This window comes from Halomonas sp. ND22Bw, assembly GCF_003011945.1.
GTDB classification, from domain to species: domain Bacteria; phylum Pseudomonadota; class Gammaproteobacteria; order Pseudomonadales; family Halomonadaceae; genus Halomonas; species Halomonas halophila.
This window is the reverse complement of sequence record NZ_PXWD01000944.1, coordinates 1-269: the sequence shown is the minus strand read 5'-3', so window position 1 is coordinate 269 and position 269 is coordinate 1. Positions and strand designations below refer to the sequence as shown.

Annotated in this window: 1 pseudogene; it reads left to right on the top strand. The window is 65.8% G+C overall.

The window, feature by feature from the left end:
• A pseudogene (locus tag CVH10_RS27355) lies at nt 1-269 on the top strand (hypothetical protein); the annotation flags it as partial.

The following is a 269-nucleotide window of genomic DNA, read 5'->3' as shown; positions in this document are numbered from 1 at the left end:
AAGCAGCACCAGAGCGAGGATCAGATCATCGCACAGGCCTGTCGTCCCGTGGCCATCACCATCGCCACCAACCTGTCCGGCCGTGGTACCTACATCGTGCTGGGCGGCAACTGGGAGTCCGAGGCCGCACAGCGCTAGTCGCCGAGCGAGGACCAGATCTAGCGCCTCAAGGCCGAATGGCAGTAGCGCCACGAGGCGGTGCTCGCGGCCGGCAGCCTGCACGTGATAGGCTCCGAGCTTCACGAGTCGCGGCGCATCGACAACCAGCT